Here is a 22,166-nt window from a genome sequence, read left to right as displayed (position 1 = left end):
TCATCTGGAGTGGTGGTACGACCTGGGACCGGCCTTTTCTAGCCGAAGTGGACTTGCTTGCCGCCCGGTCAAGCTACTCGACGTCGTTCGTTACAGAGGACGGCGTCTTCGCCGCGACTGTACGTCTGCCACGGACCCCTGACGCTGAGGGCGGGCTTGCGGATTATCTGGCGCCTCCGCGTGCTTGGGCGGCAACGCTACCCACGCCCGGCGAAGAATGGGGAATCCATTACAAGGACCATACGCTGGGCTTCAAAGGCGTTGTCATCAAACGTCTTGCCTTCATCATTCAGGCCGGGCCGGAGGTCGTGGAGCCCGCCATACGTTCGGAGTGGGGGCAGGACCTTCTAGCGTTGGAGATTCTCAACACGATTGATACCTGGTGGGAGAATGTCAGGACATGGCTCGAGATCGCAACTAACCAACGCCTCGCACAAGTCGGCCACGAGGCCAGCGATTGGTTAGACCCGAATACGCGGACGTCGATATGGACGGTCGACGAAAGCGGGGAAAGGAAGCCGTTGAGGGCCGGCGGCACTGTTGTTCAGGGCCCTGAGCGAGTCCTCGGTGTGACCGCAACGATTCTGCAGGATTGTCTGGCGCTCGCACACATTGAGCCGCCACTGGCATGGACTCTGTTGCGGGACGCGCGCGCCCTGCAAAACGCCGATCAGTACCGCCGCTCGGTCATCGATGCAGCCACTGCAGCAGGGCTGGCTGCGACCAAGCTGGTTGACGATCTGCTTGTGGGAACCGAGTCGGGGGAGCGAGCAAGGCTCCTCCGCGACCGAAGCCATCAGGGACTTGGAGGGAAGGCAGTACTGCTGAGGGAATTGGGGCAGGGCCCTCCGGAGGGTTTCAAAACTGATCTAGTGGCCAGGCGAAATGACGCTGTGCACGAAGGGATAGATCTGAAATATCTCGAGTGGCAGGTGGCGTTTCGTGCGGCGTTAGCCCTTGTCGAGCAAGGCTTTCCACTGCCCACGGCGCCGGGTTCAAGCGGGCCGCTAACGTGTTATTGGTCTCAGACCATACAAGCGCAGAATGTCCATTCGTGGCCGTGATGCGAGCCTGCTAGCGGGCTGGTTGGTAGGCCTTGGCGCGGCTCGCAGGGTGCAGGTACGGGGGTCGGACGGCGGCGGTACCCAGCTGTCCTGTCTGGACACCGGGGGTGTGGGTGAGGCAGCGCACCGGCGTTGTGCGGCCGAGTACGCCGGGCTCGTGTTCGTGGCCGGCCGCCCAGCGTGAGATATCGGGGGTTTCGGTGACTTCCCATCGTGTGACGAGGCCTTCTCCGACCCCGCGGTGCTTGCCGATCGAAAACAGGTCGGTGAGCAGCTCACGGATGAGGTCGGCGTCGCCGACGGCGCGCCAGGTCAAGGTCGCGGCGGGATGCGCCATGACAGGGACGATGCGCTTTTGATAGCGGCCCTGGGCGTCGGAAACTGCTTGGCTTCCAATGACGGGGGTCAGCTGCTGAAGCCGGCCCCGATTCGTGCGTGAGGTGCGCCAGCGCATGTCGGGGTCGGTGACGTGATGGGGGTGGAGGTCGGCGAAGGTGGCCATCCAGTGCCAGTCGGCGTCAGAGGTGGGATTGCCGCATTTGGCGAGCGGAAGATCCAGTGTCTCAGGGTCTTTGGTGTGCTGGTAGATAAACTCTTCGCCCGCTGTGCGGGCGGCCCACTTACGGCGGTGCCACAGTACTGAGGCGAGTAATCCATCCAAGGCCACGCCCCAGGGGCGGGACAGCACGACACCGTGTGGTGTGGTGGCGGTGATCTGCAGAGCAATCATGTGTGTGTCAACTCAGTTGCGATAGCGTGGTGATCGCCTCGTCGCGGTGAGCGGTTAGGTCCGCTGCCCAGTCGATGTTGTCGCCGGGCAGATTTCCGCGAAGCGTGGTCGCGGTGACGGTGGCGGTGACCTGTCCGTGGCCGGCGGCGATGCGGCCGCCGAGGTGTCCTCGGGTGGCGAATTCGTCCAGGACGGAAAGCAGAAATGCTGCTTGGATGGGGGTGGCGTTGGTGAGTCGAACCCAGGTCTGAAGTCGGGTTCCGGCCGGCAGCGTCTCCACCCCGAATCGTCCGAGCGGACTGCTGTTTTCATCCGAGTCCGTGCTGGGAGGCCGGGCGGTGGTGGTGCGGTGATCGGACAGGTGGCTAAACGATTCTTCTGCGACGCCAAGCACGGCAGACAAGGCTCTGGATCGCGGTGGGCGGGGCAGGATGTGGGAGAGTTCGGCGATCTCGGGCAGCACCTTGCCGACGTCCAGTAGCCCCGACATGATGCGGCCCGACGCCGCCCCGCCGAATACCGCGATCTGGGGCAGTAGAGCCTTGAGGCGGCGTTCTTGCTCGTCAGTAAGGGGCCGCGCGGATTTGGCCAGCCGGCCGCCGTTGGTGAGTAGGTGTGCTGCCGGGATGGGCAGGGCGGTGTCTTCGTAGTTGAGCACGGCGGCGGTCAGTGACTCTCCGATGCGGCGCAAGATGCCGCGGAAGCCGCTGCCCGACACGATCGGGACAAGTATCACTTCACCGGTAGGGGTGATGATCTTTTCTCGGCGGAACAAGGCGAAATTGTCGGTGCCGATGGCGCTGTAGTCCTCGCGGTGCACGATCGAGGATCGGGCCAAGACGTCGATGTCGAAGTGAACGCTGATCAAGCTCACCCGCGGGCCGCTTTCCGTTGTTCGGCAACAGCTTCGGCGATGATGCGCACCCGCAGCAGCAGTGCCGGCAGACTGTCACGTAGCACGGCGATGACAGGTAGCGACGGTTGGCGTAGCAGCATGGCTAGCTCGAGGCGTCGATCCCGCTGCCGGGGCGCGCAGACCTCGAGCTGTATGGACACATCAGACCACCAGCGATCCAGGGTGTCGGCGCGGTAGGCGGCACGGCGAACTCGACCGGGCAGCAGCTCGTCCCAGTAGGTTTTGCGGTATCGCGGGTCGGCGAGCCAGCTTCTCTCCCAGTCGATGCTGTAGTGCAGTAGCAGCAGCAGCCGTTCAGCGGTGTCGGCGGGACTGGGCCGGGCGGCTTCTTTCGTTTCGGCGTCCGGGGCGGGTTCGTCGAAGGGGGGCAGTTCGGGGACCAGGGCACGCCACGTCTGGGTGGGAGTGGGAGCTGCGGTCATGGGTGAAGCGTAAATGGCCCGGCAGTCATCGGGTGGTGATCGCTCGGCGCGCGGGTTAGGGCTGAGGCGTCGGCACGGTGGTGAGGGCGCGAGCTGCTGCCCACGATGGCGGGACGGTGCGCCATATCTGCAGTGCCGTCCAGGCAGCCAGGATGCGCCCCCAATGGCTGGACGGCTGAGCGCGCAGTAACCGCGAGGGAGGCGCCGGATGGCTCAACTGGTTCCAGGTTGCGCCCACGGTGGTGCGCAGCCAGATCAGGTCGGTCAGCCGGGTCGCCGCGGCGGCATCCCAGGGCACGACGAGACCATCGGTGGCGAGATGTCCCCATTGGGCGGTCGGCAGGATGTGGCGGCGTCGAGCGGTCGGCAGGATCGCGGCTTGAGAGGTCGGCAAGGCGCCGCCAGCGAGCGCGTCAGCCAATGCGGCACCGGTGGAGTACTCCGTCACGGTCGTCGCAGTGATCAGTAAAGCCAGTTGTGTGGTGGGAGGGGTGCTGTAGGCCCAGGCGCATGGCACACAGAGCCGGCGGGATCCGAATGGCCAGGCGTCGAAACCGGTGAACTTCTCAGAAATGATGCGCGAGCTCAGCACGGTCGGCCCCTCTTCGCCGCAGCGCCCGCAGCGGCCATCTACCGGCGACGGCGCGTCCACGGCGGGTCGACCGGCAGCAACCCATGCCGCGGCGGCGGGATCGGAAAGCATGCTGGCGCCACGATACGGCCGGATCGGTTGGTATCGTGAGCGACACGAAACGCACACAGGGGTCGGGTGAGGGTTTCACCTGAGGCGGCTCCGGAAGGCTGATTATCAGTCCGTCCGGGGCCGCCTCCCTCTTTTCTGGGCCCGGCGCCGGAAGCAATCCCGCTTGGTGTCCAGGTTGGCCCATACACTGCGGTTGATCGTCGAGCTAGGGAAGTTTGAACCGCGTGGGTGCCAAGACCGCCAGACCGAACCGGGAGCAGCCCGTCGCCATGGACGTCGAGGGCGGCGTCATCTCCGCGCGCGACGTGAAGGCGGCTCGCGAGGTGGCCGAGGACGCGATGACGGAGCGTGGCTTCCAGCGACTGGCCAACCAGATCACCGATGAACTGCGCGACGCGGACACCTCACTGACCCGGGCGGCCCGCGACCGTGATCGCGCCACGCCTCGAGATAGGAGCCATATCGAGTCCGGGCGCCTGCGCGGCGAGCTGCCGGCCCGCGAGGAGTTCCGGGAAAGGCTGAGCGGGCGCCAGCGCAAACTCCGCTCGGCGGTCAAGAACCAGGTGATGGCCGCGGCGCCGGCGTCGCAGCACGCCGCGATCGCGAGCATGCTGACCAGCGAAGACCCCACCGAGTGGCGGCGCATCAACGAAAAGCTGCACCACTCGGCGGGTGACGTCCAACAACTAGCGGACACTGATCGGGTAAAGGTGCAGCGCCTCGACAGGGCGATCCAGTCCTATGAACGCCTCAACGACCGCACCCACCGCGTCTACGTTGCGGTGAAGCTGCCCGACAACCATGGCGACATCACCAAGCCCTCCGACCTGCCGGCTAACCTGCGGCCCGGTGCGAGCATCGCGTTCGACCAGTTCACCCTCACCCGACACAACCTGCATGAGACACCGGGCCACGACAGCTCCCGGCATGTGGTGTTCGAGGTTGTGACGAGCCGTGGGATGTATTTGGGTCGCTCCGACAGCGTGGAAGACACCACCCACATCCTCCCGAGAGGAATGCAGTTCGACGTAGCGTCCGCCGAACACGTCGTCTATGCAACCCGTTCCGGAGGCTTCAACGAACGCGTCGTCTTGCAACTGAGGGAGCGGTGATGACCCCCACCGAATGGATCGTGCACCCCAACCGATCCGACGTTGGATCCGACGAGCCCGGCCGCAACGGTCATTACCGCTCGCTCACCCGGCCGCGGAAGCCGGCCACCGAACCATGCCTGGCTCGAGTAAGGCTGCCGCGCAGACTATCCGACGTCGCCGACGCCGACGGCACCATTACCTTCGGCGGGAACGACTGGTGGTTCGTCGTCGGCGCGGCCCGCACCTTCGTCCGCACCCACATCGACTCAAACGTGCCGCCGCCGTTTGGATTCAAGCGCAACGGACAGTGGTGGTGGTGGGACGACACCACCAGCGAGGAATCGATTCTCGAGGGCCCAGAGGGCATCGACTATGTCCGCGAATACCTCGCGCGGCTGTTTCCGAGGTGCACCGTCACCGTCAGCGACGCACGATGACCACGCCACCGGCTGGGCTGGACCTGCACACGTTACGCGGCATCGCCGCCCGCCGGCGCGGGGCCCAGGGCCACCAGCATCTGCTCGACCGCATCGCCGAACACCTCGACGAGCACGACGGGTTCGTATCTTGGAGTGGCGGTAAGGATTCCACCGTCGTAGTCGATCTCGCTCGGCAGGTCGACCCGCATATCCCAGTGGTGTTCTTCGACAGCGGGCTGCAGTTCCCCGAGACGCTGCGTTATCTGGAGGACCTGGCGCAGGCATGGCAGCTGAACTATCACGTGATCACCGCTGACCCAGACTTGCTGACGGTGCTGATCGCCGGCGGTGGTTTCGACCATCACGCAGTCGATCGTCGGTTGCGCGGACAGCTCGCCGACATCATGATCACCGGGCCCGCGGCCGAGGCGCACCGCCGCTACGGCCGCGGATCGCTGTGGGGAGTGCGCGCTGAGGAGTCCCACGGCCGACGGATGCTGTACCGGCGCGGTCTGGGCGCCGAAACGCGGGCTCGACAGCACAGTTCGCGGTCAGATGTGCGCGCGCAAGTCGGCGGAGTGGTGCGCCGAGCGGACGGCACCATTACCTATGGTCCGATTTGGGACTGGCAACGCTCGTATGTCTTCGAGTACCTGGCCGGCCGCGGCATCGAGCCCAATCCGCTCTACCGCAAGCTCGCTGCACTCGGAGTCCCCGAACAGCAGATCCGCGTCGACTCGATCATCGACGCCTCCAAGCTGTCCAACGGACACATCGCTTGGCTGCAGAAAGGCTGGCCAGATCTGTATGACCGCCTCAGCCGCGCCCTACCGCGGCTGACTGAATGGACGTGAAAGCCGCTTGCGGACTGCGCTGTTGCTGCTGGCAGCAATGTTCACGCCGTCAGTGCATCGCGCTCACGCGCGGCCTTGGGGCACGAAGTTGCCGTGGTAGCTCCTCCTCCCCGGCCGCCGCAGCGGCCGACCGAGGCGCCATCCGCTTGGTATATCTACGCCGTGCGTGACAACCGGCTCATCGTGTCCGGTCCGAACTTCGGACAACCCGCATCGTCCCGCCTGGAGCTCCAACCTGGTCGCAAATCCGCGCGGCTCGGTCCCATCGGCGGCCATACCGCGTCCTTCACTATCTGATGTGCGAAGGTGGAGCGGGTTTCGATTAGGCTGCGCGACTGCGTGTTCGGGGGCTTATCCATAACGCCCGAAGACCAGGGAAACGTTGTGTCCGCCGAATCCGAACGAGTTGTTGATGGCGTAGTTGTAGGAGCCTGGGCGGGGCCCGTCGGCTACCACGTCGAGGTCGATCTCGGGATCGAGATTCGTCAGGTTCAGTGTGGGTGGGACGATCTGGTCGCGCAACGCTAGGACAGTCAGGATTGATTCGACAGCGCCGACGGCACCGACCGAGTGGCCTAGGGCAGACTTGGGCGCATAGACGGCCGGTTTGTGGCTTCCCAAGGCGTTGTTGATGGCTCTGCCTTCGGCGAGGTCGCCGACTGAGGTGCCGGTGGCGTGTGCGTTGACGTGGTCGATGTCGCCGGGCGTGAGATCGGCGAGCTGGATCGCTCTTGTCATCGCGAAACCGGCGCGTTCGCCGTTGGGGTCCGGTGCCACCATGTGGTAGCCGTCCGAGGTGATACCGGCGCCCAACAGCCGCGCCAAGATCTTGGCTCCTCGGGCTTTGGCGTGTTCTTCGGTTTCGATCACCATCAACGCGCCGGCTTCGCCAAAGACAAAGCCGTCCCGATCCTTATCGAATGGCCGGCAGGCACCGGCCGGGTCGTCGTTGTTTGTCGACATCACGATGCGCATTTGAGCGAAGGCCGCGATGGGCACCGCTTCGATTTTGGTTTCCACGCCCCCACAGATGGCGATGTCGGCTTCGCCGTAAGCGATTTGCTGCCAGGCGCGTGCGATGGCTTCTGAACCCGATGCGCATGCTGAGACCGGTGTCATCACTCCGGCTTTGGCCTGTCGTTCTAGCCCAACGACGGCCGCTGCGCCGTTGGGCATGTACATCTGCACGCCCAGCGGGTGGACGGCCTGGATTCCGCGTGCACGTAGCCCGTCGTAGCCGAACACCAGTTCCTCGGTTGAGCCCATTCCGGTGCCGATGGCTACCAACAGGCGGTTGGTGTCGACTTGGGGTGAGCCGGCGTTGTGCCAGACGCGGCGGCCCAACACTGTGGACATTCTTTGCAGGTAGCTTCGGCGGCGGACCTCGATCCGCGTGAGTTGGCTGTCGAACTCTTCGACTAAGTGGCCGCCGATGCGTACTGGCAGGTTGAATTGCTGTACGAATGGGTCATCGAGTTGGCGGATCCCGCTTTGGCCCTCAAGTAAGAGCTTCCAGGTGTTTTCCGCATCGGGGGCCAGCGCAGTCGTCATCGCTATACCGGTGACGACGGTGGCGAATGTCGGCACTGCGGCGATCACTCCATCTCAGGCTCGTGTAGTATCAATGCCGACCGTATCATATGCGACGGAATGGGTCAGTCGCCCACGGCAACCTATGCGGGCTTGACGCTTCACACTTTGTGCGGCGGCGAGGCCACTGATGTTGCGCGCCCAGGTGACTATGTCGATTGGGGGTTACCGGCTGGGGGCGATGAGGCTTTCGGATGCAACGCGGATGCGGTCGGCCGGTGGCTTAAAGCCCATCTCCTGTGGTTCAGGCCGGTGGGGGTTCGCGTTATGGCCTATCGCGGGGTGACTCCGTGTTCAAAGATGCGGATCACTGATGCGACGACGGTGTGGCGGGGGACGGCGCCGGCGCCGGAGTCGCGGCATGCTCGCAGGATCAGAGCAAACAGCGCGAGTTCGATCCAGTCGGGGCTGAGGTCGGAGACGAATGCTCCTTCTTTTTGGCCGCGTTTGATGAGTTTTAGGATCGGCTGGTGGTTGGGTTGCTGTCCGGGCGGGATGTTGCGCAGCACGGCAGGGTCGGCGAAGAGGAAGACGATTTGATCACTGACACGGACGAGTTCGGCGACCACGCGTCTCATCGCCTCGATCGCTGGTCCGTGGTTAGTGGCCGCGTCGGCGATGATCTCGTTGACCACCTGGATCGCGTCCATTGTGGCCGCATGGATTAGGCCTTCGCGGTCGGCGAAGTAGCGGTGCAGGGTGGTTCGGCCCACGCTCGCAGCTTCGGCTATTTCGGGCATGGTGGCCGTCCGGTCGCGGGCGAGAACAGAGGCGGTCGCTGTAAGGATCGCTGACCGCGTCCGTGTTTGTGCGCCTGAGGGCTTTCTCATGGCAACGCTCATGGCCTCTATAATAACCACGTTCATATTTGGGATGTTGACGTTCCATATCAGGGCTTGTATGCTCCATTTGACTGTTGCCGTGTCGGCGAGATGCATTGGTTTGCAACCACTCACGCCCAATAGAACAATCGGCAAGGAGGCGGGCGGTCGTGCTTGCAATGCCGCACGTATCCGAACAAGTTCGGGTCGACGTGGTGAACCCGTGTGGGCAGCGCGGTAACCGCCAAGACGGGGCCGCCCTTGTGCTGAGCTTGGTCGCAGCGGATCATAATCGTGGGGTTGCAAACGGTCCCACCACTTGCCGCGCTGCTGGGACCGCTGGTTCTGGTGACCGCTGGCAGTTCACCGCGACCCGCCCACCTTCGCATCCAGGCCAGGCATCGGCGATGTCGACGGCGCCGAGTTACCGACGGCACACCTTTCACCGCAGCCCCTGGGTAACCCCGTGGCGGTAAAGACCCGTCGCCGGGGCAAGGAACTCGAAAAGGCGGTGTATGACGCGGCTTTGGCGGAACTGAAAGCTATGGGTTACGGCGGACTGAGCATGGCCGGGGTGGCAGCGCGGGCTCGCTGCGGCAAGGGGTCACTGTATCGGCGCTGGCCGACCAAGCGAGACGTAATACTGGACGCGTTGAGAGCCCGCGCAGCGTTGCCGCCCAGTGTGCGCCAGGAGGGGCCAGCGCGACGGAATTTGGTCACGGTGCTGCACTGGTTTGCTCAACTGCTCGTCGGCAAAACGGGTTATCCGGAGTTAGTCGTCATCGCCGAGTTGTTCGGTGATGACGAAATCCGCGAGACCTACGCTGATTTGGTACTCGTCCCGGTCGCGAAGGCGATACAGGGAATCATTGCCGCTGGCCTGATCTCCGGGGAGATCGACCCGACTGCAGTGCGAGACCTCACGATCCATGTCGGGCCGGCGCTGATCATTCAAAGTGTGCTGCTTACCGGGACTACGCCTCGTCGCGCCGAGCTCGAGCAGATCAGTGACGCCATCTTAGGTTGATGCGCAACGCCCTCGGCGGCCCGGAGGCGTGGGCTCACTCGAAAGCGGCCTTCCGATCGGTGGGCCGACGACACTCGACACCTTCATCTGTGTCAACAAGACCACCACAGCTAGGTATCGACTTTGACGTCCATGGGTTGTCGATCAATCAGACAATTCACGGGGCGCGGCTGCACCCGCCATCCCTCAAGCGGTCAGGACTTGCGAGAGCGGTGTGTGGTCACTGTCATTGAGCCGGCTGATCAGTGGCAGCATCACTCGGGAAGCCAGTTCCAACACCACTCGTTCGTCGGGTTGCAGCCTGGTCACCAGTTCGGACAGCTGGTGGCGGACGAAACGTCGGCGTTGCCGGACCATTTCGCTGCCAGTATCGGTGATGGTTATCAGGACCGCACGCCGGTCACTGGGATCGCTTGTGCGGGTGACGAGGCCGCGACGCTCGAATCGTTGCACCAGTTGAGTCATCGAGGGTTGGCTCAGCGCCGCGGCTGTGGCCAGCGTGCTCAACCGGGCTGGCCCGTCTGTGTCGAGTCGAAGGAGCACATCGGAGGCAGTAAGGCTCATTTCCCGCCGATCCAGGAGCTGGCGGATGACCAATAGGGTGGATTGCTCCAGCGCGCCAGCGATCGCGTCGACACTGCTATCAGGCATGGGCATATTCCCCACGGTACATCATATGGCTAAACTAATCCGGTTGTGAGGCCGCCTCAGATGGTCCGGTTACGGGAGCGATCGAGAACTGTTACTCTGCCGTTATGTGGCAAAACGCGCTCGCGGCAACGCGTTTGGTTACAGTGGCGAAGCCGAGAAGGTACTCAATCAGGATTGCATCTCTGAGCCCAGGCACTAGTATACATTGCTATGCAATGTATACTTGGAGAAGCGGCCCTGCGGGGCGAGGCGCACATCATCACACCGCCCGGTAACTTTCCAGACGATCGGCGGGATCTTGCGAGACGTTTCGAACGTGAGGTCATTCCGTTAATGGCTGAACTGTCGCGCCGCGCCCACAGGATGATGCACAACCGAACCGATGCTGAGGATTTGGTGCAGGAAACCATGACGCGGGCTTACGCCGGCTTCGGCTCATATCAGCGTGATAGCAACGCTAGAGCGTGGCTTCACCAGATTATGCAGAACGTGTTCGTCGACGATTACCGCAAGCGGCAGCGACGCGCTGTTGAGGTGCTCCACGGTGATCTGCCTGATTGGCACCCTTCCTCGCTAGCTGGGCGTGTCGGGGCCAGGCGGCGCGGCGCGGAGGACGAAGCACTGGAGAGACTGCCTGATCCTCAGATTAAAGCGGCGATGGAGGCGCTTCCCGAGGCATTTCGCCGAGTCGTGTATTACGCGGACGTACGGGGGTATCGCGGCGTGGAGATCGCCCGAATCACGAGCTGTCCCAGCGCAACGGTGGCGTCACGACTAGCGCGGGGGCGCCGGCGGCTTCGCGCTTTGCTTATCGATCGTGTGGAGGGCAGCCGTATGCGTGCGCGGCCGGCCAGCCGGCTGGAGGCGAGCGCCGGCACGGACGGCGAGGTACGGGCTCGTCGCGAGTATCCCGGCAGTCTGTGAGTTAACCCGTTGTGACAGACGGCCGCTCGCATTCGATGAGAGCAAAGGAGCACCCCATGCATCCGTCCACGCAGGAGTTTTCGGGAGGAGCGGTTTTGGCCGAGGGCGACAGTGATCCATCTGACCTGCTGGTGATTTTTGGAATCACCGGTGACCTGGCCCGCAAGATGACGTTTCGGGCGTTGTATCGGCTCGAGCGCCGCGGCGAGCTCAAGCATCCGATCGTGGGTGTGGCCAGTGATGACCTCACGGTCGAGCAACTGCGGGAGCGGGCGCGGGATGCCATCAAGAAATCGGGTGAGAAGTTCGACGAGGCGGTGTTCGGCCGGCTGGCGGGTCGGCTGTCCTACCTGCACGGCGACGTCACCGACGCCGATCTCTACAAACAGCTCGCCGAGAAAATCCGCCCGGCCTCCCGTCCGCTCTATTACCTGGAAATGCCGCCGTCGTTGTTCGCGCCGATCATCGAGAACCTGGCGAAAGCTGACCTGCTGGAGCGGGCGCGGGTGGCGATCGAAAAGCCGTTCGGCCACGACCTTGCCTCGGCGCGGGACTTGAACGCCCGGCTGCGCGCGGTACTTGACGAGGACCAAATCCTGCGCGTGGACCACTTTTTGGGTAAGCAACCGGTGGAAGAATTGCAGTACTTGCGGTTCGCCAATAATAGCCTGGCGAAGCTGTGGGACCGCGACAGCATCTCCGAGATCCACATCAACATGGCCGAGGACTTCGGGATCGAGGACCGCGGCAAGTTCTACGACGCGGTGGGTGCCTTGCGTGACGTTGTGCAGAACCATGTGCTGCAGGTGCTCGCGCTGGTCGCGATGGAGCCCCCGGTGGGCGCCGGCGCCGATGACCTCAACGACAAGAAGGCCGAGGTTTTCCGGGCGATGCCCGCCTTGGATCCGGAGCGCTGCGTGCGCGGGCAGTACCGCGGTTACACCGACGTCGCCGGAGTGGCAAAGGATTCCACCACCGAGACCTATATCGCCCTGCGGACTGAGATCGACAACTGGCGCTGGGCCGGAGTGCCGATCTTCCTGCGCGCCGGCAAGGCGCTAACGGAGAAGGTCACCGAAGTTCGGATGTTCCTTCACCACGTTCCCGGGTTTTCGTTCCTGCCCGACCGTCGGCCCCCCGAGCCGAACCAGATCGTGCTGCGTATTGACCCCGATCCCGGGATGCGGCTGCAGTTGTCCGCCCAGGTCGGCGACAGGTGGCACGACGTTCACCTGGACTCGTCGTTCGCCGAAGACCTCGGTGAAGCGGTGCAGCCCTACCAGCGGCTGCTTTACGCCGCGCTCAACGGTGATCGCCAGCTTTTCGCCCGGCAAGATGCCATCGAAGAGACCTGGCGAATCGTGCAGCCGGTGCTGGACAAGCCGGGGCGAATCCACCATTACGACCCGGGCTCGTGGGGGCCCGAGGCCGCACAGGCGCTGGTGCGTGGTCACCACACCTGGCAAGGGCCGTGGTTGCCGCACAGCACGCCGACGAAATAGTAAGGAGACGGACACGATGCAGCTTGGGATGATCGGCCTCGGCCGGATGGGCGCCAACATCGTCCGGCGCGTGGTCACCGGTGGACATGACTGCGTGGTCTATGACCACAACCCCGACGCCGTGGAGGCGATGGCGGGGGAGGACAACACCACCGGGGTGTCCTCGCTGCAAGAGCTCGCCGAGAAGATGACGGCGCCGCGCGTCGTGTGGGTGATGGTGCCGGCCGGAACGATCACCACTGGAGTGATCGACGAGCTGGCCAAGACCCTCGAGCCCGGCGACATCGTCATCGACGGCGGAAACTCCTACTACCGCGACGACATCGACCACGCAAAGACGCTGTCGGAGAAGGGAATCCACTTCCTGGATTGCGGCACCAGTGGCGGGGTGTGGGGCCGCGAGCGTGGGTACTGCCTCATGATCGGCGGCGACGACGAGGCATTCGCGCAGGCCGAGCCGATCTTCGCCACCGTCGCTCCGGGCGTCGACGCGGCCGCCCGCACACCGGGCCGTGAGGGTGAGGTCGCGACGTCGGAGCAGGGGTACCTGCATTGCGGGGCGGCCGGTGCCGGACACTTCGTGAAGATGGTCCACAACGGCATCGAGTACGGCATGATGGCCTCGCTCGCCGAGGGGCTCAACATTTTGCGCAACGCCGACATCGGCAAGCACGTCCAGGAGGGTGACGCGGAAACCGCACCGCTCGAGCACTCCGAGTTCTACCAGTACGACTTCGACATCCCCGAGGTCGCCGAGGTGTGGCGGCGCGGCAGCGTCATCGGCTCCTGGCTCTTGGACCTGACGGCGATCGCGCTGCACGAATCCCCGGAGCTGAAGGAATTCTCCGGGCGCGTCTCGGACTCCGGCGAGGGCCGCTGGACCTCCATCGCCGCGATCGACGAGGGAGTCCCGTCCCCGGTGCTGACCACCGCGCTGCAGTCCCGCTTCGCGTCACGTTCGCTCGACGACTTTGCCAACAAGGCGCTCTCGGCGATGCGTAAGCAATTCGGCGGGCATGCGGAGAAGCCCGCGCGCTAATGGCGATCACAAGGGCGGCCTAGTTGCCGCGGGGGCGTCGGCGGCTTCGCGCTTTGCTTATCGATCGTGTGGAGGGCAGCCGTATGCGTGCGCGGCCGGCCAGCCGGCTGGAGGCGAGCGCCGGCACGGACGGCGAGGTACGGGCTCGTCGCGAGTATCCAGGCGTCCTGTGAGTTAACCCGTTGTGACAGAGAGCCGCTCGCATTCGATGAGAGCAAAGGAGCACCCCATGCATCCGTTCACGCAGGAGTACGATCTGATCGTGCTGGGCTCGGGTCCAGGAGGACAAAAAGCGGCCATCGCCGCGGCCAAACTGGGCAAGTCCTTGGCAGTCATTGAGCACAGCTGGATGCTCGGTGGTGTGTATACGAACACCACCGGCACGATCCCTTCCAAGACACTGCGCGAGGCAGTGCTGCATCTGACGGGTATTACCCAGCGCGAATTGTACGGCGCCAGTTACCGTGTCACGGACAACATCCCCGACGTGTCCTTCGTTGGCGAAACCGAAGACAACTTGACCAACGCTTCGATCGCCTATGAGGTCGGCGTGTCCCGATACCGCGAACTGGCCCGCGGGCAAATCGTCGGCGCACCCGATGGCATGCTCAAACTCTTAGTTTCCCCCGACGATCTAAAGCTGTTGGGAGTGCACGTCTTCGGTATCAATGCGACCGAGCTCGTCCACATCGGGCAGGCGATCATGGGATGCGGCGGCACCGTTGAGTATCTGGTGGATGCGGTGTTCAACTACCCGACATTTGCCGAGGCCTACAAGGTCGCCGCGCTGGACGTGATGAACAAGTTGCACACACTGAGTCGCTTGCGCCAATGAGACCGCAGGCAGTTCGCGGCAAACAGCCCAACGACCTCTGTGATGGCAGCGAGCGCATCTGCGTCATCACAGACGCAGGGGAAGCGGTGCGGGCGCCGTTGAGCGCGGTTAGCCTGCGCGTGCCGCGTTGGATCGCAATTCCCCCAGGCAGGCGTCGACGGCGGCGCGAGGCGCCGAAGGCTGATACTGGAGACTCATGACTGGCTACGACGACGGCGTGCTGTCAGACGCCCGCATCGCGGCGATGTCGCCGCAGCAACGCCGTGATTTGATTCTGCGGCTGCAGCGCCCGCTCGACGAAGTGTTTCCGCCACCGGTGGCCCGACGTATGCGGCGCACCCGGTTAACCCTGACGGTGGGCGGCACGATCGCGTTGATCCCCTGGATGGTCTACCTCGGCTTTGCCCTCCCAGCTAACTATGTGGCCCAGAACTGGCCGGCCACCTGGATTGGCTTCGACTGTGTGCTCATCGGTTTCATGGCCGCGACCGCGGTGCTGGGCTGGCAGCGGCGCCAGCTGGTGGTATTGCCCGCGTTCACCACGGGGGTTTTGCTGATCTGTGATGCCTGGTTCGACGTTCTGACTGCTGGCTCGGCGCAACTGTGGGTGTCGGTGTTGACCGTCACCTTCGGCAACCTGCCGCTGGCGGTGCTCATGCTCAGCGGTGCACTGCGGATTCTGCGGCTGACAGCGGTACGGCTGTGGTTCCTGGAGCCGGGGACACCCGCGCGGCGCCTGCCTTTGGTGCCCTAACCGGGCCCGCACCCGCAGCAAGGGATGCGACGCATCATGGGAGCTGTCAGCCTGGGTCGTCGCTCTTATGGTGGCCACAATGACAGACCACCCGGGGCTAGATGCTATCGCGAAAGTGGTTCTGCGGCTGATCCATCCGCGCGGGGACAACAAACCCACCCAACAGCATGCAGCCACACCCAAAATCGATGAGGGACCCACTCACGACTCGCGGTCGACGACGCGCAAATCATCGACCACTAGTTGCCTACGATCGGTCGGATAGTTTACGATCCGTAAAATGAAGGGTGGCGCACGGCGGTTCTACGAGAAGCTCGGCTACCCCGTCGAGTGGCTCGAGGACTCGCAGCAGTACGGAGCCGAGGACTCCTATGTCATGTTCGATCCGCAGTGGGCCGAGCAGCTTCCAGCGATCCCGCAGCAGACTGTTGACGTCGTCGTGCGCACTCACGCCGAACATCGCCCCGCAGCGCCGGCAATTGTCTACTTGGGACGCACGCTGACCTACGGCGAGCTGCACACCCTCGTAGGTCGAGCGGCCGCCGTGTTACAAGGGTGCGGCGTGGCCAGCGGTGATGTCGTGGCGGTGATGGTCCCCACCTCGGCGATGCATTGGGTAGTTTTCTTTGCGCTGGCGCGCCTCGGCGCCGTGCACTGCGGCGTCAATGTCATGTACCGCGCCGAGGAGGTACGGTTCCTTCTCGAGGACGCCAAGCCGCGTGCGGTGATCTGCGTCGAGCAGCTACTGCCGGTGGTCGAACAGGCGGTACAGGGCCGTACTCCACCGGCGGTGTTCACGGTCTCCACCGCCGATCTGGCCGATCCTGGCTTCACCCCCTATCCCGGGCTTCACCGGTGGTGGCCCTCGCCCGGCCCGCGCCGGTCCGGTTGGGCGCCGGTACTTCTCGAGGAGATGCTGGACAGCCAGCCGTTGTCGCAGCCCGTTGCGGTGGCCGACGTGCGCACCGAGATCGGGCAGATCGTCTACACCGCCGGCACGACCGGCCGACCCAAGGGTGTCCTGCAAAGCCACTACAACCTGATGCATAACGCGATCACCCATACCCTGGCGATGCCGGGTGTGCGCGTCCCGGTCACCGTGTCGGTGTTGCCGCTGTTTCACACCGGTGGCTTCTTCGTGTATTCGTTGCCGACATTCGTTCGCGGCGGCACGGTGATCCCGCGCCCGCTGTTTGATCCCGACGACTTCTTGCAGTGTGTGCGCCAGCACGGGGTCAATGTGCTCTTCGGCCCGCCCACCCTGTATGCGGCCCTGTTGGAACACGGTGCCGCGCACGCTGATCTGGCGGGCGTGCGGATTTGCGCGACAGGGGCCGCCCCGATCCCGGCCGGGTTGCCGCAGCGCTGGCAAGCGGCAACCGGAGTGGACCTGCATGGTGGGTGGGGGATGAGTGAACTCAACAGCCTCGGAACGTTCAACGCGCTGCCCGGTAAACCTGCTCCGGGCACCCTGGGGGTGCCCGTGGTGGGGGAGGTGCGTGTCAGCGTCGACGGGTGCGTGGCTGCGCGAATGGTGGCCGGGGAGATCGAGTTTCGTGGCTTGCAAGTCTCCAAGGGCTATCTCGGCCAGCCGCAGGACGCGGCTTTTGGGGCCGACGGTTGGCTGCGTACCGGTGATATCGGTTACCTCGACCGCGCCGATGCCCTGCACTACGTCGACCGGAAAAAAGACCTCCTGTTCGTCTCGGGTTACAACGTGTCTCCTGCCGAGATCGAGGCGAGGTTGCTGCAGCATCCCCGGATCGTCGAGGTGGCTGTTGTGGGCGAGGGGGATCCCTATCGCGGCGAGGTTCCCGTCGCGTTCGTCGTCGGTGACATCACGCCCGAGGATGTCGTGGCCTACAGCCGCGAACACCTGGCGGCGATCAAGGTACCGCGACGAGTCGAAATCGTTGCAGCGCTGCCGAAGAACGCCATGGGCAAGACACTCAAACGTGACTTACATACCCGAGAGCAGAAGGGGCACTGATGACGCGGGCAGAACAATTGGCAGTGGCGGCGCGGGGCCGCCGCGAACGCGAACGCTCCGCGCGCCGCGACAGTATCCTGACCGCGGCCCAGGAGACCTTCACCACCCGCGGGTTCGCGGGCTCCACGATGGAGGAAGTGGCGCTGCGCGCCGAGATCACCAAGCCGACGCTCTACGGGTACTTTCGCACCAAGGACGAACTGCTGCTCACCCTGATGCTTCCGGTGTTCGCCGAAATCGGGGCGCAGCTACAGGCGGTGCAGCGCCAGCTACAGACCGGGTCGATCACCAGCTGCCAGGAGCTCATCGGCGCTTTCCTCGATGCGGTACTCACCCCGTATCGCACTGACCCGCAGCGGTTTCGGCTCACCCAGCTGCTGCACCAGACACGGTTGGTGGAGACGCTGGACCCGGCCACCGTGACCGCGCTGGACAGCCAGGGGCGACAAGACTTCACCCTGGCGCGCGCGGTCCTTCGCACCGCCATTCACCAGAAACTGATCCGGGACGTACCGGTGGCACCGCTGGCCGACGTCATCTGGGGCGTCGTCGTGGGCACCATCCAGGTCGAAGACATCAAGAACCGCACCGGCGGTCACGCCCAGCACGCCGCCACGCTGCGCCTGGCGGCCGAACTACTGGTGGCCGCATTGGAGCCGGGCGCACGAAAGGAGAGCCGCGGTGAGCGAACAACTCAGCGGTAAAGTCGCCATCGTCACCGGGGCTGCCCGCGGCATCGGCGCCGCGATTGCCCAGCGCCTGTCCGCGGGGGGAGCGACGGTGGTCCTGACCGACATCGACGGCGCCGCACTGCATTCCACCGCAGCGCAACTGCCGCGACCATCGACTCCCGTGACCATCGACCTGACCGCTGCCGACGCGCCCGACACCGTGGTAGGCGCCGCGATGCACGCCCACGGCCGAGTGGACATTGTGATCAACAATGCCGGATACACCTGGGATGGACCGCTGCACACGATGCCCGACGAACAGTTCCAGGCGATGCTTGACATCCATACCGTGGTCCCGTTCCGGCTGCTGCGCGCGGCAGCAAAACCCATGCGCGCGGCAGCCAAGACCGAGATCGCCGCCAACCGCCTGGAGCACCGCAAGGTGGTCAACGTGGTGTCGCTGGCTGGTCTGATGGGCCAAGGCGGGCAGGTCAACTACTCTGCGGCCAAAGGAGCGACAATCGCCCTGACCAAAGCGCTCGCCAAGGAATGGGGCCACCTGGGCATCAACGTCAACGCGGTGGCTCCCGGTTTCATCGAGACCCGCCTGACCGCCGATCCCGATCCGGGCAACCGCATCGAGGTGGCCGGCCGCACCCACCAACTGGGCATCACCGGTGCGGTGCGCACCAGCGCGTTGGCCACCAACCCATTGGGACATGTCGGTGCGCCCGCAGACATCGCCGAAGCCGTCGCATGGCTGGCCTCACCGGCGTCTGACTACGTTCACGGTCACGTACTGACCGTCAGTGGCGGACAGATCGGGGGCATGACCTGCTGAGCAGCGCAGCGACGCCGCACCCACCAGAGTGATGCGAGACCATCACCGCTGACCACCACGAATTCTTCCCAGACGGTAATCCATGAAAGGAACCTCCCGTGTCTGATGCGCTGACCGAAACCGATGTCGTGAAATATGAGGTGCGAGATCACATCGCGGTGGTGACCCTCAACAGGGCCGACCAACGTAACGCCTTCGACCTGGAGCTGTCCTCGGCCACACTGGCCGCGTGGGACCGCATTAAATCCGACCCCGAGATCCGCGTGGCCATCGTCACCGGGGAAGGCCCAGCGTTCTCCGCCGGCGCCGACCTGAAAAAACTGATCCCGCATATTCGTAACGCCAGCGATGAAGACAACCGTCGCCGGGCCTGGGAAGGCCCGGGGTGGGCGGGAATCTCGGGTGGCTATGCCATCAACACCCCAATCATCGCAGCGATCAACGGCGACTGCATCGCCGGCGGACACGAACTCGCGGAATTCTGCGATATCCGAATCACCGTGCCACACGCCAGGTTTGGGCATCAGGAGATCAAGTGGGGGCTGATGCCCGGCGATGGCGGCTGCTCGCGATTGCCTCGCATCATCGGACTCGGTCGGGCCATGGAGCTGATCTTGACCGGGCGGCTCTACGACGCCGAGGAGGCGCTGCGCATCGGCTTTGTGACCAAGATCGTCGAACCCCACGACCTCATGGACGAAGCGTTGGCGATCGCCGAACGGATTGCCTCCAACGGGCCCCTGGCGGTGCGCGCCGCTAAACAGACGATCCTTCGGGGAATCGGGCGACCGTTAAACGACAACATCCCCTTTGAGACCGAGACCTTCAGTTATTTGTGCAAGTCCGACGACTGGACCCGGGGTCAGCGCGCCTTCCTGGCCCGCGAAAAACCTGAATTCCAGGGACGATGAAGGCCCCCGGTCGGCAATTGACCGGTCATCACGGTGTACCACGAGTGTGGAAGGGCAAGGCTGTGAACGCATTTCCGTCACCCGTCCCGATCGCTGGGACGAAGATCATTGTCACCGGTGCGGCCGGCGGGGTGGGCTCAGCGCTCATGGCCGCCCTTGCCGAGCTCGAGTGCGAGGCGATCGGGATCGACCGGCCCGAAGCGATCGACTCCGTGCACGAGGGTGATCGGCTCATCGCCGCCGATTTGGCCGATCCGGAGTCGGCATTGCATGCCGTGCATGCTGCGATCCGGCGACTTGACGGCCTGGATGGTCTGGTGGGCGCGGCCGCGGCCGTCGCGACGATCCACCGGTCCCATAACTTTCCGGCCGCCGCCTTCCGCGACGACGTCGCCACGAACTTGCTCAGCCAGTTTTGGACCGCCCAGGCGGCCTACCAGGCGCTGGCAGTCAGCGCCGCGGCCAGCGTGGTCATGCTGTCCTCGACCGGAGCGCTCGACGGTCTGCCCGGCCAGGCCTCCTACGCGGCCTCCAAGGCGGGTATTCTCGGGCTTGTCCGCACGCTGGCCGCTGAATGGGCGGACACCAACATCAGGGTCAACGCGGTCGTTCCCGGACTCATTGCCACACCCAAAGTGCTGGCCATGCCCGAAGACATCCGGCGCCGGGCCCTAGCACAGGTGGCGCTGGGCCGACTGGTTTCCCTTGATGAGATCGTCGCCAGCATCGCATTTCTGCTCTCCCCGGCCGCCGGTGCGATCACCGGACAACACCTGCGCGTGGACGCCGGGGCCGGGCTGAACACCGTCGGGCTACACCGATGAACCCCAGACCGGTGGGCAGCCAGGACATATCACCGGACCAACCCGCGCACCGCGAAAGCGTGTATGACGTCGTGATCGTCGGCGCCGGATTCTCCGGGCTAGCCGCGGCGGCGGCGATCTCGCGACGCACCCGATATTCCTATGTCGTCCTCGAACAAGGCGCTGATGTCGGCGGAACCTGGCGCGACAACACCTACCCGGGCTGCGCCTGCGACATCCCCGCCCCGCTGTACTCCTTCTCCTTTCTCCAAAAACCGGGCTGGCGCCAGCTTTTCGCCACCCAACCCGAGATTCTGGACTACCTGCGCGCAGCAAGCAGGCGACTCGGGCTCGCCGAGCACATCCGATTCCACACCGGCGTTTCCGCAGCGCACTGGGACAGCGCCGCACACCGATGGCACCTAAGCACCCACGACGGCCGGCGTTTTGTGGCGCGATACTTCGTCAATGCCGTTGGCATTCTCCACTATCCGCTCACACCGGAGCTGCCCGGCATTGATGAGTTCGCCGGTCCGGTGTTTCACTCCGCGCAGTGGGAGCACACGGTCGACCTGCACGGCAAGAAAGTGGTCGTCCTCGGAACCGGCGCCAGCGCTATCCAATTCATCCCCGCCATCGCCGACGACGTCGCCGAACTCACCGTGTTTCAGCGCACCCCGGCCTGGATCATGCCCAAAGCGAATCGTCGATTCAGCCGCGCCGAGCGCGCCCGGATGCGCCACAGTGCGCTGGCCCGCTGGTGGCGGCGTGCCCAGCTGTTCTGGGTGCACGAAAAGCGCGTCAAAGGATTCCTCGGCGACGAGTCGGCCATGAAACCCACCCATCGCATGGCCATCCACCACCTCCAACGGCAAGTCAGCGATCCCGCCCTGCGCGCCCTGCTGACACCCGATTACGCCATCGGCTGCAAGCGCCTGCTGATCTCCAGCGACTACTATCCGGCGCTGTGCCAACCCCACGTGAACGTGATCACCGACTCGATCCGCCAGGTCACTCCCCATGCGGTCATCACCTCCCGCGGGCACGTCATTGACGCCGATGTGCTGATCTACGGGACCGGGTTCGACGCCCAACACGCGATGACCCGCATACCGATCCGGGGCCGCGAGGGCACCCCACTCGACGACGCGTGGTCAACAGGGCCGCACGCCTATCTAGGAACCCTGGTCACCGGCTTTCCGAACATGTTCATCATGTGCGGACCCAACACCGGACTGGGACACAATTCGCAGATCCTCATGATCGAGGCCCAAGCCAGCTACCTCGCCCGCTGCCTTCGCTACGCGCGCGGCAAGACCGTTGAAGTCCGCCGCGCCGCCCAGGACCGCTACAACGATCAACTGCAGTGTGCCCTGGCCTCCACAGTGTGGCAGACCGGCGGGTGCGCCAGCTGGTACCAAGACCCGCGCACCGGACGCAACACGCTGCTGTGGCCCAAACCTGTCTTGGCGTTCTGGCTGCGCAGCCGCCGCGTGCGGCGCGCCGACATCGACCGGTGGCCTGCTCAGAGCGCGGCCTGCTGAAAGCATCGATCCGCGCGCCGCCACTCAGCAGGCCCCGGTAGCGCAGCTGAGTCGCACGCGA

Annotated in this window: 23 protein-coding genes and 1 pseudogene; 17 read left to right on the top strand and 7 right to left on the bottom strand. The window is 64.5% G+C overall.

Annotated elements, in window-relative coordinates:
- Positions 1–47 precede the first annotated feature (47 nt).
- Positions 48–1,064, top strand: coding sequence for a hypothetical protein (locus K883_RS26315; protein WP_051701196.1), 1,017 nt, complete (start codon positions 48–50; stop codon positions 1,062–1,064).
- A 10-nt stretch (positions 1,065–1,074) separates the two neighbouring features.
- Here the strand turns inward: K883_RS26315 and K883_RS25335 are convergent, their stop codons facing one another.
- The 4 genes from K883_RS25335 to K883_RS25320 are packed head-to-tail and all read right to left on the bottom strand — an operon-like array spanning position 1,075 to position 3,835.
- Complete coding sequence (locus K883_RS25335; protein WP_036456307.1) at positions 1,075–1,794, bottom strand: hypothetical protein; 720 nt, start codon at positions 1,792–1,794, stop codon at positions 1,075–1,077.
- 7 nt (positions 1,795–1,801) lie between these two features.
- Entirely contained in the window at positions 1,802–2,668 is an 867-nt protein-coding gene (locus K883_RS25330) for an RAMP superfamily CRISPR-associated protein (RefSeq protein ID WP_036456305.1), read from the bottom strand.
- A complete protein-coding gene (locus K883_RS25325; protein WP_036456303.1) occupies positions 2,665–3,132 on the bottom strand; it encodes a hypothetical protein in 468 nt (155 codons plus the stop codon). The genes K883_RS25330 and K883_RS25325 overlap by 4 nt, the downstream gene beginning before the upstream one ends.
- Positions 3,133–3,187: 55 nt before the next feature.
- Positions 3,188–3,835, bottom strand: a complete 648-nt coding sequence (locus K883_RS25320; protein WP_036456301.1) for a hypothetical protein — start codon at positions 3,833–3,835, stop codon at positions 3,188–3,190.
- 224 nt (positions 3,836–4,059) lie between these two features.
- On the opposite strand from K883_RS25320, the gene K883_RS25315 reads away from it, so the two are divergent.
- From K883_RS25315 to K883_RS28665, 4 genes and pseudogenes are all read left to right on the top strand, one after another.
- Positions 4,060–4,947: a hypothetical protein gene (locus tag K883_RS25315; protein ID WP_036456300.1), complete on the top strand. Its 888-nt coding sequence runs from the start codon at positions 4,060–4,062 to the stop codon at positions 4,945–4,947.
- A complete protein-coding gene (locus K883_RS25310) occupies positions 4,947–5,366 on the top strand; it encodes a hypothetical protein (protein WP_036456298.1) in 420 nt (139 codons plus the stop codon). The genes K883_RS25315 and K883_RS25310 overlap by 1 nt, the downstream gene beginning before the upstream one ends.
- Positions 5,363–6,202 (top strand): phosphoadenosine phosphosulfate reductase domain-containing protein, encoded by an 840-nt coding sequence (locus K883_RS25305; protein WP_036456296.1) that lies wholly within the window; start codon positions 5,363–5,365, stop codon positions 6,200–6,202. The genes K883_RS25310 and K883_RS25305 overlap by 4 nt, the downstream gene beginning before the upstream one ends.
- Positions 6,203–6,323: 121 nt before the next feature.
- Positions 6,324–6,563: pseudogene (locus K883_RS28665) on the top strand (hypothetical protein); the annotation flags it as partial.
- On the opposite strand, the gene kasB reads toward K883_RS28665, so the two are convergent.
- Positions 6,554–7,801 carry a 3-oxoacyl-ACP synthase KasB gene (kasB, locus tag K883_RS25300; protein ID WP_036456293.1) on the bottom strand — a complete coding sequence of 416 codons (1,248 nt, stop codon included), beginning with the start codon at positions 7,799–7,801 and terminating at the stop codon, positions 6,554–6,556. The pseudogene K883_RS28665 and the gene kasB overlap by 10 nt on opposite strands.
- A 263-nt stretch (positions 7,802–8,064) precedes the next feature.
- Positions 8,065–8,634, bottom strand: coding sequence for a TetR/AcrR family transcriptional regulator (locus K883_RS25295; RefSeq protein WP_179945134.1), 570 nt, complete (start codon positions 8,632–8,634; stop codon positions 8,065–8,067).
- Positions 8,635–9,079: 445 nt separating this feature from the next.
- On the opposite strand from K883_RS25295, the gene K883_RS25290 reads away from it, so the two are divergent.
- The gene (locus K883_RS25290) at positions 9,080–9,640 is read left to right on the top strand and encodes a TetR/AcrR family transcriptional regulator (RefSeq protein WP_081914419.1); all 561 of its coding nucleotides are present in this window, start codon (positions 9,080–9,082) and stop codon (positions 9,638–9,640) included.
- Between the two features lie 186 nt (positions 9,641–9,826).
- Here K883_RS25290 and K883_RS25285 read toward each other — a convergent pair whose 3' ends face one another.
- Positions 9,827–10,297, bottom strand: coding sequence for a MarR family winged helix-turn-helix transcriptional regulator (locus K883_RS25285; protein ID WP_036456288.1), 471 nt, complete (start codon positions 10,295–10,297; stop codon positions 9,827–9,829).
- A gap of 204 nt (positions 10,298–10,501) precedes the next feature.
- Here K883_RS25285 and K883_RS25280 point away from each other — a divergent pair, with 204 nt between their 5' ends.
- From K883_RS25280 to K883_RS25230, 11 genes are all read left to right on the top strand, one after another.
- On the top strand, positions 10,502–11,215 hold the full coding sequence (locus tag K883_RS25280; RefSeq protein ID WP_081914418.1) for a sigma-70 family RNA polymerase sigma factor: 714 nt from the start codon (positions 10,502–10,504) through the stop codon (positions 11,213–11,215).
- 56 nt (positions 11,216–11,271) lie between these two features.
- Positions 11,272–12,717, top strand: coding sequence for a glucose-6-phosphate dehydrogenase (locus K883_RS25275; protein WP_369798935.1), 1,446 nt, complete (start codon positions 11,272–11,274; stop codon positions 12,715–12,717).
- A 16-nt stretch (positions 12,718–12,733) separates the two neighbouring features.
- Entirely contained in the window at positions 12,734–13,756 is a 1,023-nt protein-coding gene (gene gnd / locus K883_RS25270; protein ID WP_036456285.1) for a phosphogluconate dehydrogenase (NAD(+)-dependent, decarboxylating), read from the top strand.
- Positions 13,757–13,985: 229 nt separating this feature from the next.
- Complete coding sequence (locus K883_RS25265) at positions 13,986–14,591, top strand: FAD-dependent oxidoreductase (RefSeq protein ID WP_036456283.1); 606 nt, start codon at positions 13,986–13,988, stop codon at positions 14,589–14,591.
- Between the two features lie 196 nt (positions 14,592–14,787).
- Positions 14,788–15,345 carry a hypothetical protein gene (locus K883_RS25260; protein ID WP_036456281.1) on the top strand — a complete coding sequence of 186 codons (558 nt, stop codon included), beginning with the start codon at positions 14,788–14,790 and terminating at the stop codon, positions 15,343–15,345.
- Positions 15,346–15,625: 280 nt separating this feature from the next.
- Positions 15,626–17,335, top strand: a complete 1,710-nt coding sequence (locus tag K883_RS25255) for a class I adenylate-forming enzyme family protein (protein WP_036456279.1) — start codon at positions 15,626–15,628, stop codon at positions 17,333–17,335.
- On the top strand, positions 17,335–18,039 hold the full coding sequence (locus tag K883_RS26310) for a TetR/AcrR family transcriptional regulator (RefSeq protein WP_081914417.1): 705 nt from the start codon (positions 17,335–17,337) through the stop codon (positions 18,037–18,039). Before K883_RS25255 ends, K883_RS26310 begins: the two co-directional genes overlap by 1 nt.
- Positions 18,017–18,847 carry an SDR family NAD(P)-dependent oxidoreductase gene (locus K883_RS25245; RefSeq protein WP_036456277.1) on the top strand — a complete coding sequence of 277 codons (831 nt, stop codon included), beginning with the start codon at positions 18,017–18,019 and terminating at the stop codon, positions 18,845–18,847. Before K883_RS26310 ends, K883_RS25245 begins: the two co-directional genes overlap by 23 nt.
- A gap of 98 nt (positions 18,848–18,945) precedes the next feature.
- Positions 18,946–19,758 carry an enoyl-CoA hydratase/isomerase family protein gene (locus K883_RS25240; RefSeq protein WP_036456275.1) on the top strand — a complete coding sequence of 271 codons (813 nt, stop codon included), beginning with the start codon at positions 18,946–18,948 and terminating at the stop codon, positions 19,756–19,758.
- Positions 19,759–19,820: 62 nt separating this feature from the next.
- Positions 19,821–20,582 (top strand): SDR family NAD(P)-dependent oxidoreductase, encoded by a 762-nt coding sequence (locus K883_RS26305; protein ID WP_255358978.1) that lies wholly within the window; start codon positions 19,821–19,823, stop codon positions 20,580–20,582.
- Positions 20,579–22,105 carry a flavin-containing monooxygenase gene (locus K883_RS25230; RefSeq protein ID WP_081914415.1) on the top strand — a complete coding sequence of 509 codons (1,527 nt, stop codon included), beginning with the start codon at positions 20,579–20,581 and terminating at the stop codon, positions 22,103–22,105. The genes K883_RS26305 and K883_RS25230 overlap by 4 nt, the downstream gene beginning before the upstream one ends.
- Positions 22,106–22,166: the final 61 nt, after the last annotated feature.

The sequence above is a fragment of the Mycobacterium sp. TKK-01-0059 genome (genome assembly GCF_000709305.1).
Lineage (GTDB): Bacteria > Actinomycetota > Actinomycetes > Mycobacteriales > Mycobacteriaceae > Mycobacterium > Mycobacterium intracellulare.
Note: the sequence above shows the minus strand (reverse complement) of the source record. Positions and strands in the feature narration are given on the sequence as shown.

Coding starts and splice junctions, on each gene's coding strand:
- K883_RS25320 (WP_036456301.1), bottom strand. CDS start 3,835: ATGCTTTCCGATCCCGCCGCCGCGGCATGGGTTGCTGCCGGTCGACCC.
- K883_RS25285 (WP_036456288.1), bottom strand. CDS start 10,297: ATGCCCATGCCTGATAGCAGTGTCGACGCGATCGCTGGCGCGCTGGAG.
- K883_RS25230 (WP_081914415.1), top strand. CDS start 20,579: ATGAACCCCAGACCGGTGGGCAGCCAGGACATATCACCGGACCAACCC.
- K883_RS25335 (WP_036456307.1), bottom strand. CDS start 1,794: ATGATTGCTCTGCAGATCACCGCCACCACACCACACGGTGTCGTGCTG.
- gnd (WP_036456285.1), top strand. CDS start 12,734: ATGCAGCTTGGGATGATCGGCCTCGGCCGGATGGGCGCCAACATCGTC.
- K883_RS25305 (WP_036456296.1), top strand. CDS start 5,363: ATGACCACGCCACCGGCTGGGCTGGACCTGCACACGTTACGCGGCATC.
- K883_RS25275 (WP_369798935.1), top strand. CDS start 11,272: ATGCATCCGTCCACGCAGGAGTTTTCGGGAGGAGCGGTTTTGGCCGAG.
- K883_RS25260 (WP_036456281.1), top strand. CDS start 14,788: ATGACTGGCTACGACGACGGCGTGCTGTCAGACGCCCGCATCGCGGCG.
- K883_RS25255 (WP_036456279.1), top strand. CDS start 15,626: ATGAAGGGTGGCGCACGGCGGTTCTACGAGAAGCTCGGCTACCCCGTC.
- K883_RS25280 (WP_081914418.1), top strand. CDS start 10,502: ATGCAATGTATACTTGGAGAAGCGGCCCTGCGGGGCGAGGCGCACATC.
- K883_RS25265 (WP_036456283.1), top strand. CDS start 13,986: ATGCATCCGTTCACGCAGGAGTACGATCTGATCGTGCTGGGCTCGGGT.
- K883_RS25325 (WP_036456303.1), bottom strand. CDS start 3,132: ATGACCGCAGCTCCCACTCCCACCCAGACGTGGCGTGCCCTGGTCCCC.
- K883_RS25310 (WP_036456298.1), top strand. CDS start 4,947: ATGACCCCCACCGAATGGATCGTGCACCCCAACCGATCCGACGTTGGA.
- K883_RS25295 (WP_179945134.1), bottom strand. CDS start 8,634: ATGAGCGTTGCCATGAGAAAGCCCTCAGGCGCACAAACACGGACGCGG.
- K883_RS26310 (WP_081914417.1), top strand. CDS start 17,335: ATGACGCGGGCAGAACAATTGGCAGTGGCGGCGCGGGGCCGCCGCGAA.